Annotated in this window: 11 protein-coding genes; 9 read left to right on the forward strand and 2 right to left on the reverse strand. The window is 37.8% G+C overall.

Annotated features, from left to right (window positions below):
* Positions 1-280: 280 nt before the first annotated feature.
* Genes pyrR through pyrE form a run of 3 tightly spaced genes read left to right on the forward strand, consistent with a single transcriptional unit; the run spans position 281 to position 2,115 of the window.
* Positions 281-790, forward strand: a complete 510-nt coding sequence (gene pyrR / locus EPJ89_RS03535; protein WP_275970723.1) for a bifunctional pyr operon transcriptional regulator/uracil phosphoribosyltransferase PyrR — start codon at positions 281-283, stop codon at positions 788-790.
* Between the two features lie 12 nt (positions 791-802).
* On the forward strand, positions 803-1,492 hold the full coding sequence (gene pyrF / locus EPJ89_RS03540; protein ID WP_200549004.1) for an orotidine-5'-phosphate decarboxylase: 690 nt from the start codon (positions 803-805) through the stop codon (positions 1,490-1,492).
* Positions 1,489-2,115: an orotate phosphoribosyltransferase gene (pyrE, locus tag EPJ89_RS03545; RefSeq protein WP_200542753.1), complete on the forward strand. Its 627-nt coding sequence runs from the start codon at positions 1,489-1,491 to the stop codon at positions 2,113-2,115. The genes pyrF and pyrE overlap by 4 nt, the downstream gene beginning before the upstream one ends.
* A 29-nt stretch (positions 2,116-2,144) precedes the next feature.
* On the opposite strand, the gene EPJ89_RS03550 is transcribed toward pyrE, so the two are convergent.
* Entirely contained in the window at positions 2,145-2,618 is a 474-nt protein-coding gene (locus EPJ89_RS03550) for a hypothetical protein (RefSeq protein ID WP_125163849.1), read from the reverse strand.
* Between the two features lie 98 nt (positions 2,619-2,716).
* Complete coding sequence (locus EPJ89_RS03555) at positions 2,717-3,376, reverse strand: metal-dependent hydrolase (protein WP_161636920.1); 660 nt, start codon at positions 3,374-3,376, stop codon at positions 2,717-2,719.
* A 147-nt stretch (positions 3,377-3,523) separates the two neighbouring features.
* Between EPJ89_RS03555 and EPJ89_RS03560 the strand changes: the two genes are divergently transcribed.
* From EPJ89_RS03560 to EPJ89_RS03585, 6 genes are all read left to right on the forward strand, one after another.
* The gene (locus EPJ89_RS03560) at positions 3,524-4,177 is read left to right on the forward strand and encodes a metal-dependent transcriptional regulator (RefSeq protein WP_125163848.1); all 654 of its coding nucleotides are present in this window, start codon (positions 3,524-3,526) and stop codon (positions 4,175-4,177) included.
* A 1-nt stretch (position 4,178) separates the two neighbouring features.
* Positions 4,179-5,093, forward strand: a complete 915-nt coding sequence (locus tag EPJ89_RS03565) for a metal ABC transporter solute-binding protein, Zn/Mn family (protein ID WP_161636921.1) — start codon at positions 4,179-4,181, stop codon at positions 5,091-5,093.
* A gap of 19 nt (positions 5,094-5,112) precedes the next feature.
* A complete protein-coding gene (locus EPJ89_RS03570; RefSeq protein ID WP_200549005.1) occupies positions 5,113-5,853 on the forward strand; it encodes a metal ABC transporter ATP-binding protein in 741 nt (246 codons plus the stop codon).
* A complete protein-coding gene (locus EPJ89_RS03575) occupies positions 5,850-6,983 on the forward strand; it encodes a metal ABC transporter permease (RefSeq protein WP_125163845.1) in 1,134 nt (377 codons plus the stop codon). Before EPJ89_RS03570 ends, EPJ89_RS03575 begins: the two co-directional genes overlap by 4 nt.
* Positions 6,980-8,101 carry a metal ABC transporter permease gene (locus EPJ89_RS03580; protein ID WP_161636923.1) on the forward strand — a complete coding sequence of 374 codons (1,122 nt, stop codon included), beginning with the start codon at positions 6,980-6,982 and terminating at the stop codon, positions 8,099-8,101. Before EPJ89_RS03575 ends, EPJ89_RS03580 begins: the two co-directional genes overlap by 4 nt.
* A gap of 72 nt (positions 8,102-8,173) precedes the next feature.
* Complete coding sequence (locus tag EPJ89_RS03585; protein ID WP_161636924.1) at positions 8,174-8,728, forward strand: phosphatase PAP2 family protein; 555 nt, start codon at positions 8,174-8,176, stop codon at positions 8,726-8,728.
* The last annotated feature ends 228 nt before the right edge of the window (positions 8,729-8,956 follow it).

The raw sequence follows: 8,956 nt of genomic DNA on the forward strand, positions 1-8,956 counted from the left end.
AAGTGCTTGTAGACTTATGCTTGGTTAGGTGTTCATGTTTTCATAATGTTCCAAACATTGTAATACCTCTTTTAATTTATTCTATCATCAACGTAAATATGAATGGTTATTATGTTAAGGAGTTGACAGTTAAATCAGAAACGCATATGATTAGTTAGAAATAGGAACCTTTAAAATTGTCCAGAGAGGCAAGCAAGGAAAGAGAAATTACCACTTCATCTAATGATGAGCCTCTTTTCGTGCGCGAGAAGGGGCTCTTTTCTATGATTGGAGGGAAATGATGACAAAAATGATTATGAACCAAGAAGAAATTCAACGTGCTATGAATCGGATTGCGTTTGAAATTTTAGAGCGTTTCCATGGTGTTGAGAGTGTTGTGCTCGTAGGTATTGAAACACGAGGTATCGATATTGCAACGCGAATCCAGAAGAAACTTGAAAGCATTGAAGGACCGGTTGAATGCATAAGTTTAAACATCCATGCTTATCGCGATGATGTCCGTTCCAAGCAGGCACTCAAGCGATCGGATTCATTAACACAAAAACATGTGGTTATCGTAGATGATGTTTTATTTACAGGACGAAGTGTTCGCTCATCGATGGATGCGATTATTGATTTAGGGCGTCCAGCTTCCATTTCCCTTGCTGTACTTATAGATCGAGGCCATCGCGAGTTACCTATTAGTGCAGACTTTATTGGTAAAAACATTCCAAGTTCACTTAAGGAGCGTATTTACGTTCAAACTGTTGAGACTGATGGAATTGATAGAGTTGTACTTGAAACTACGTAAAAGGAGAATATAATGGAAAACGTAATTATTGCATTAGATTTTGATGGAACGGACGCTGCATTAGCATTTTTAGATTTATTCGAGGGTAAGAACCTCTTTGTGAAAGTGGGAATGGAACTGTATTATCAAAGTGGTCCCTCTATTATTCATGAGATTAAAAAAAGAGGACATAAAATTTTCTTAGATCTTAAACTCCACGACATCCCCAATACTGTTGAGCGAACCATGCGTCGCTTAAAAACAATGGGTGTTGACATGACGAATGTTCATGCAGCGGGCGGTCTTGAAATGATGGAGGCGGCACGACATGGGTTTGGTGATGAGGGTGTATTAATTGCGGTAACACAATTAACATCAACATCGGAATTCCAAATGCAACAAGAACAACTTGTCCATGCATCTTTAAACGATTCGGTACTGCATTATGCTGAGCTAACACAGAGTGCTGGCCTTGATGGTGTGGTGTGTTCTCCACTCGAATCCAAACTGATTCGTGAAACTTTGGGAAATGACTTTTTAACCGTTACACCGGGCATTAGACCAAATGCTGCTGATAAAGGAGATCAAAAAAGGGTAACGACGCCTGCTCAAGCGCGTGCAAATGGTTCAAGCTATATTGTTGTGGGAAGACCCATTACGCAAGCCGAAGATCCTGTCTTAGCATATGAACAGATTGTTGCAGAATGGGAGGTCGCATCATGAATACATCTAAAAAAATAGCACAATATCTTCTTGAAGTAGAAGCTGTAACCTTAAGTCCAGATAATCTTTATACATGGGCAAGTGGAATAAAGAGTCCAATATATTGTGATAACCGAATCACAATGAGTTATCCTCATGTTCGAAAATATATTGCGGAAGCCTTTGCAAAAGCAATTCGTGAAACGTATCCAGAGGTAGATTATATTGTTGGAACTGCAACTGCTGGAATTCCACAAGCATGTTGGGTCGCAGATTTATTGGACAAACCCATGGCTTATGTTCGACCTAAACCGAAAGATCATGGGAAAGGGAAACAAATTGAAGGGATGATTCCAAAAGGTTCAAAAGTTATCGTTATCGAAGACTTGATTTCAACTGGGGGAAGTTGTATCAAGGTTTGCGATGCATTGAAAGATGAAGGAATTGAAGTTCTTTGTGTTTATGCGGTCTTTACTTATGAGCTCCAAAAAGCTCTAGTGGCTTTCAATGAAGCAAAAATCACGTTACATACTTTGTCCAATTACTCAACATTGATTCAAGTAGCACGGGAAATGGAAGCGATAACGGACGAAAACCTATCATTACTCCAAGCTTGGGCTGAAAATCCATCTTCATTTAAATAAAAAACTTAGTATATTTTATACTAAGTTTTTTATTTCATAGATTTAAACAAATCAAGACGGGCATCATTATCCAATGGCATGTCAGAAATTCCCTTGAGGGGATTATCAGTGTTGAAAATCGCAATCGTTTTATGCGTTTCCACCCATGAAAGATCAGGATATTGAACGAGATAGAAATCATCAAGTGGTGTTGCTTCAAGATAATCTGAAAGAACCCGTTTTGCAAGATAAGCCCCTTCAAAAAGGTTAAACTCAACAATCCAAATATCATAGTTATTATCTTTAAGTCGTTTGATGATGCCATCTCCTAGGGTCATCGCTTCCTCATATTTAATGTAGAAGTTTTTTTGTTCTTCAATACGATTGATATCTAAATTCTCAACGGGAACCGTAAATCGATCAAGGACAACATTAAATCCTTTTAAGATATAGAGGTAATGACTGCGGTGTTCGCAACTCATTTGATGATTATTAATAACACGATTAATTCTTTCCTGTAACATAATTATCACTCCTTTATTTTTATTATACTCCTCTATGTTTACTAAACAATACTGAAAGGGCGAAAACATTCTATATACAACAAAACCACGCTTAGATGTCAGTTTACGTGATATATTTCGCCTATTTTGGGGATCATAACTTTTTTGGGGGAGCATTTTAGTTTAAACAATTCTGGATCCGCTTGAATGAGGGGGAAGGTATTATAGTGCATAGGTATATAGTACTGGGATGAAATAAAGTGGGTAGCATGAGCTGCATCCTCAATACCCATCGTAAAGTGATCTCCAATGGGAAGGCATGCGATGTCAACTGGACCGATAAGTTCCATATCACTAAATAGTGCGGTATCTCCCGCATGATAGAAACGAGAAGTCCCATCATCGATGACAAATCCAGCAGCGACACCTAGTTCCTTTCCTTTATAAGATGAAGAATGGAGGGCAGGCGTCATTTTTATGGACGCAAAGGGAAGACGATACGTTCCACCCAAGTTCATCCCAATGGTTTCAAGCCCTTCTTCCTCGAAGTAATTCGCAAGCTCTACGATACAAATAATCGGGACGTTATTTTGTTTCGCGATTCGGGCTGCATCACCCACGTGATCTTCATGTGCGTGCGTTATGAGAATCGCATCCACGGATATCTCAGTGATATCGGTCGTGCTTAAAGGATTTCCTGTAATAAATGGATCAATAATCATACGATTGTTGTTACAAATAATTTCAAAACATGAATGCCCGTGCCAAATATATTTCATAGAAAGACCTCCTTTATCTTAGTGTAACACGGGACTGTGTGTAAGGTGTGTGAAAGGAAAATGATGGATAATGGGTTGCATAACATAGAGGTTAGGTGTATACTACTAATGAATTAGGTTAGCCTAATTATTAGAAAGAGGTATGCAATGACACCGAATCGTGAAGATTATATTAAAACAATTTACTCATGTAATGAAAAAAATGAAAAGCTAACCAATAAAGAACTTGCGGAACGATTAGGCGTTTCTCCTGCTTCAACAAGTGAGATGGTTCGAAAGCTTATTGAATCAGATCATGTCGTTAAAGATAAACAACTTGGATTATCTTTAACGGAAAAGGGAACAAATGAAGCCAAAACGTTAGTTCGTAAGCATCGTCTTTGGGAAGTATTTCTTGTAGAGCATCTTGGTTATTCATGGACTGAAGTTCACGAAGATGCGGAAGTTCTTGAACATGGTACTTCAGAACTCCTTGCAGATCGGTTAAATGAATTTCTAGGTTTTCCAGAACACTGTCCTCACGGAAGTCGGATTTATGGAAATGCGACGGCAGATACGAATCTGTCAGTCCCATTAAGTTCATTAAAAAAAGGCCAACGTGGTGTGCTAGCGAAAGTACGTGATCACGAAGAACTCTTAAATTATTTAGAACATGTGAAATTAAATTTAGGTGCAACGTTTGAAGTTGTGGAAGTTGATCCATATGAGGGACCCCACCATATCTTGATCGACAATCGTCATGTTCCGGTAAGTCATAAGGCATCACAAGAAATCTACGTAATATTAGATAGCGAGGAATAGTATGAAAAAAATATTAGCAGTTTTACTTGTTTCACTCTTAGTATTAACAGGATGTAAATCCGCACCCGATAAACCATCGACTGAAAAAGAGGGGAAACTTAATGTTGTTGCGACAACAACAATGATTAAAGACCTGGTGGAAATTATTGGTGGAGATAAGGTAACCGTTAATGGAATGATGGTTGCTGGTGTTGACCCTCACTTGTATAAAGCAAAGCCAAGTGATGTTAAAGCAATCCAAGAAGCGGACGTTGTAGCATTTAATGGTGTTCATCTTGAAGCTAAATTGGATGATGTTCTATCGGGTCTTGAAGGATCTGGTAAAAACATTATTAAACTTGAAGATGCACTTGTACCAAGTGACATCATTAATGATGAAGAACAAGGGGGTCATGACCCACACATTTGGTTTGACGTAAATCTTTGGAAAAAAAGTGCACAACATGTAGCGGATAAATTATCAGCATTTGATGCAGAGAACAAAGATTATTACCAAAATAATGCAACACAATATGTATCTGAATTATCAGATATGGATACTTACATTAAAAATCGTATTGCTGAGATTCCAGAACAACAACGTGTATTAGTTACAGCCCATGATGCGTTCGCATACTTTGGTCGATACTTTGGTGTTCATGTGGAAGCAATCCAAGGGATTTCAACACAATCTGAAGCGGGTATCGCAGATATCAATAAAGTTTCAGACTTGATTGTTGATCGAAAAATTAAAGCAATTTATACAGAATCAAGCGTACCTAAGAAAACAATTGAATCGTTACAAGCAGCAGTAAAAGACCGTGGTTTTGATGTTTCAATTGGTGGAGAAATTTATTCGGACTCCTTAAAAGAAGATGCGAGCTATATCGAGACGTATAAAATTAATGTTGATACAATTGTAGACAACTTAAAATAAAAGAAAAGGGAGTGTGAATATGGCAGAGAAGGAATATGCAATCGAAGTTGAAGATTTGACGGTCACTTATGACGTTAAACCTGTTCTATGGGATTGTGATGTAAAATTTGAAAAGGGGAAATTGACCGCAATTGTTGGACCTAACGGTGCAGGGAAATCGACTATGATTAAGGCGATTATGGGTCTTTTAAAACCTATTTCTGGAAAAATAACAATAAATGGACAGCATCAAAAGGATGAATATAAGAATATCGCTTATGTACCTCAAAGCGGAAGTGTTGACTGGGATTTTCCCGCTACCGTGGAAGACATCGTTTTGATGGGACGTTATGGTCATATTGGATGGATTAAACGCCCACGTAAAGAAGACCGTGAAATCGCAAATGAGATGCTCGAACGTGTTGGAATGAGTGCTTATCGGGATCGACAAATTAGTCAACTCTCAGGTGGACAACAACAACGTGTTTTCCTTGCTCGTGCATTAACACAACAAGCTGAGATTTATATCTTAGATGAGCCTTTAAAAGGGGTAGATGTTAAGACAGAAGAAATCTTGATGACATTGCTCAAAGAACTTGCGGCAGCAGGTAAAACGGTAATTGTTGTGCATCACGACCTAACAAGCATTGAAGGTTATTTTGATAACATAGCACTTGTTAATGTAAAACTTGTTGCGTGGGGTCCTGTTCAAAATACCTTTACTCAAGAAAACCTAAAAATTACCTACCATACAGATGTAGGAGGTATTGTAAAATCATGATAAATGCAATTATCGATTTGTTTAGTAACTATACATTTCAAATCGTTGCACTTGGATCGATTGCGTTAGGAATTCTTACCGGAGTTACTGGAACATTTGCGGTACTTCGAAAACAAAGTTTACTTGGAGACAGTATTGCTCACTCAGCATTAGCTGGGATTACGGTGTCATTTATTATGACCGGAACTAAAAATACAGAGATATTGCTTCTAGGTGCCCTTATTGCAGGTCTTCTTGCAACGTTAATTATTAACTCAATCTCAAACAACACTCGAATAAATTTCGAGAGTGCAATGGCACTTGTGATGTCGGTATTCTTTGGGGTAGGATTTATTCTTCTTACTCATATTCAAAAAATGCCGGATTCACAACAAGCTGGTTTGGAACGATTTCTATTTGGTCAAGCGGCCACAATTCTACAAAGAGATGTTTACTTTGTAATAGGGGTAACCCTTGTTGTGGTTGTTCTTATGATCTTATTATGGAAAGAAATTAAGGTGTTCTCATTTGATCCGATTTATGCGCATTCAATTGGGTTATCCACACAGTTTCTTAATATTGTATTATCTGGATTTATTGTCGCTGCAATTATTATGGGAATACAGATGGTAGGGGTTGTCTTAATGTCAGCACTTATTATTGCACCTGCAGTTGCTGCCCGACAATGGACCCGATCCTTAACAGGAATGACAATTCTTGCTGCAGTATTTGGTGCAATTTCAGGTCTTGGAGGAACCATCGTAAGTTCTCTCATAAATAAATTTCCTACAGGTCCTGCGGTTGTCGTGATTGCAAGCAGTATTGTTATTGTAAGTCTTCTATTTGCTCCTGGACGTGGAATTATTAACAAAGGTCTCCGTCAACACGGTGCAAAACAAGCATTTGAAGCAGATATGGCAATTATTAATCTATTGACACATCAATTGCTTGATATTGATGCACAGTTTACAAAAGAGCAATTACAAGAAGCATGTATTATTGATCATCATCGTGAAGGAAAATCGTTTGATCGTCTCTTCAACAATCTCAAGAAACGACATATGGTCGAACGGGTTGATGACTCAATGTACTTTAAGTTAACGCGTGTTGCGAAATTAGAATACGAACAAAATCGAGGTGATCAGTTATGACAATATCAATTCCAATGCAAATCATGATGATTGCGGTTGTCGTCGCTTTATCCTGTTCATTACTCGGTGTATTCTTAGTTCTTAAAAAAATGGCGATGATGAGTGATGCAATTACGCATACGATTTTATTGGGGATCGTTATCGGATTCTTTATAACACATGATTTTAACTCCCCAATCCTTATCTTAGGAGCATCCATTACAGGTGTACTCACCGTATACCTCATTGAGATGTTGCAAAGTACGCGTCTTCTTTCAGAAGAATCCTCAATTGGTGTTGTATTTCCACTGCTCTTTAGTATCGCAATTATCTTAATTACGCGATATGCAGGTTCGGTACACTTAGATACCGATGCAGTATTATTAGGTGAGATTGCTTTCGCGCCATTTGATACAATGCTCGTTCTTGGGATGGAGTTGCCAAAGAGTTTAGTTACGATGTCGGTTATACTCGTTGTTGATTTACTCTTTGTACTAATATTCTTTAAAGAACTAAAACTTACAAGTTTTGATCCACTTCTTGCCGCAACACTGGGCTTTGCGCCTGTACTCCTACATTATGCGTTAATGACGCTTATTTCAGTAACGGCTGTCGGTGCATTTAATGCCGTTGGATCGGTGCTTGTTATCGCATTTATGATTGGACCTCCAATCACAGCATTCTTATTGACACATGACTTAGTTAAATTGATTCTTATTAGTTCTGGGTTCGCAATCTTTAATGCCATCACGGGTTATCAATTCGCAAGTCACTTTGACGTTTCAATAGCTGGAAGTATGGCACTGATGACAGGAATCTCATTTGGTATCGTATTTCTCTTCTCGCCACGAGAGGGTTTAATTTCAAATAAAATTCGCCGTCACCAACAAAAAAGCGAATTTGCTGAACTTACAGTTCTCTTCCATCTGTTTAATCACGAAGAAAGTGAAGTAGAAGCAGAAGAAGCGGGTGTATGGAGTATTTATGAACACCTCAACTGGTCTCAAACAAAGATACAAAAAATTATTGAAAGTTTAGAAATGAAAAAGTATGTTACGATTGATCGAGATATCATTAAATTAACGGACTTGGGCCGTGAAGTAAGTATCAATCATGCTGAAACAATCTTTGACCGCTAGAAATAGCGGTTTTTTTATGTCAGAATCCACACTTTATAATTCGGATTTGGTATGATGAATAGGGTGATAAATATGGAACTATCAATCTTAAACTGGATACAGACTTTGCGCACACCGATGTTGGATCGTTTTTTTGCGCTCTTTACATCATTGGGTGATCATGGTGAGATTTGGTTTATCATTTTAATAATCTTATTTATAATGAAAAAAACACGTAAAATCGCAATTTTAGGGCTCATTGCGCTTGCGATAGAAGTGGTCTTAATTAGCGGCATTATTAAACCAATAGTCATGCGTCCTCGACCTTTTTACGCTAATCCCGTAGATTTAATCATCTCGGTTCCGAGAGGATCGTCATTTCCTTCAGGCCATGCAGCCAGTTCATTTGCGGTTGCAATGATTCTGTACTTTAATCATATTAAATACAAGCCTATTTATCTCACTTTAGCGATTCTCATGGCATTTTCAAGGCTTTATGCTTATGTTCATTATCCATCGGATGTTTTGGTAGGGACGTTGTTGGGTATTCTAATCGCATATGAGGTTACGAAATATCAGGATGAACTCTTTAAAATCATGAATTCAATTCTAATTAAAATAGGTATAAAAAAAGAAATAGCTCCTTAAAGGTGGAGTAGTAAACTAAAAGTAGACAAGTAAAAAAGACTTGTCTACTTTTTTTGTGTAATAATAAAATCAGAGATAAAACGGAGGTATTAATGATGGGAAGACCCAAAGGCGGATTAAATAATAAATGGACTTATGAGGATCGTATTAAAGTCGTTACACGTCATATTGATGAACATATAAGTGCTGCGAAACTATCACAAGAAACAGGAATACCTAAAGGAACGA

Origin of the sequence: Erysipelothrix sp. strain 2 (EsS2-6-Brazil) (assembly GCF_016617625.1) — a bacterium.
Taxonomy (GTDB): Bacteria; Bacillota_I; Bacilli_A; order Erysipelotrichales; family Erysipelotrichaceae; genus Erysipelothrix; species Erysipelothrix piscisicarius.

Bases quoted from the DNA above. Each gene is read 5' to 3' on its own strand.
- pyrR (WP_275970723.1), top strand. From the start codon at position 281: ATGACAAAAATGATTATGAACCAAGAAGAAATTCAACGTGCTATGAAT.
- EPJ89_RS03580 (WP_161636923.1), top strand. From the start codon at position 6,980: ATGACAATATCAATTCCAATGCAAATCATGATGATTGCGGTTGTCGTC.
- EPJ89_RS03550 (WP_125163849.1), bottom strand. From the start codon at position 2,618: ATGTTACAGGAAAGAATTAATCGTGTTATTAATAATCATCAAATGAGT.
- EPJ89_RS03565 (WP_161636921.1), top strand. From the start codon at position 4,179: ATGAAAAAAATATTAGCAGTTTTACTTGTTTCACTCTTAGTATTAACA.
- EPJ89_RS03560 (WP_125163848.1), top strand. From the start codon at position 3,524: ATGACACCGAATCGTGAAGATTATATTAAAACAATTTACTCATGTAAT.
- EPJ89_RS03570 (WP_200549005.1), top strand. From the start codon at position 5,113: ATGGCAGAGAAGGAATATGCAATCGAAGTTGAAGATTTGACGGTCACT.
- EPJ89_RS03555 (WP_161636920.1), bottom strand. From the start codon at position 3,376: ATGAAATATATTTGGCACGGGCATTCATGTTTTGAAATTATTTGTAAC.
- pyrF (WP_200549004.1), top strand. From the start codon at position 803: ATGGAAAACGTAATTATTGCATTAGATTTTGATGGAACGGACGCTGCA.
- pyrE (WP_200542753.1), top strand. From the start codon at position 1,489: ATGAATACATCTAAAAAAATAGCACAATATCTTCTTGAAGTAGAAGCT.
- EPJ89_RS03575 (WP_125163845.1), top strand. From the start codon at position 5,850: ATGATAAATGCAATTATCGATTTGTTTAGTAACTATACATTTCAAATC.
- EPJ89_RS03585 (WP_161636924.1), top strand. From the start codon at position 8,174: ATGGAACTATCAATCTTAAACTGGATACAGACTTTGCGCACACCGATG.